The 285-nt window shown below is 53.0% G+C and carries 1 pseudogene; it reads right to left on the bottom strand.

Features of this window, described 5'->3' with window-relative positions:
• Nucleotides 1-285: pseudogene (locus LZP73_RS20635) on the bottom strand (elongation factor 4); the annotation flags it as partial.

Below are 285 nucleotides of genomic sequence, written 5' to 3'. Positions count from 1 at the left end.
CAGGCGATCGAAGAAATCGAGCACCACTTCCGCCATCGGGATCTCGTACGTCAGCGCCACCTGATTACCGTGGTAAACCATATTGGTCTGCACGCCGCGTTTTTCTACGCACAGCGTAATAACGTTGCCGAGATATGCCTGCGGCAGCAGCATGTGACATTCTGCAATCGGCTCGCGCAGTTCGTAGATGTTATTTACCGCTGGCAGCTTGGATGGGCTGTCGACGTAGATAACTTCTCTTGACGTGGTTTCAACTTCATACACTACGGTCGGCGCAGTGGTGAT

The sequence above is a fragment of the Shewanella sp. AS16 genome (genome assembly GCF_021412365.1).
GTDB classification, from domain to species: domain Bacteria; phylum Pseudomonadota; class Gammaproteobacteria; order Enterobacterales; family Shewanellaceae; genus Shewanella; species Shewanella salipaludis.
Note: the sequence above shows the minus strand (reverse complement) of the source record. Positions and strands in the feature narration are given on the sequence as shown.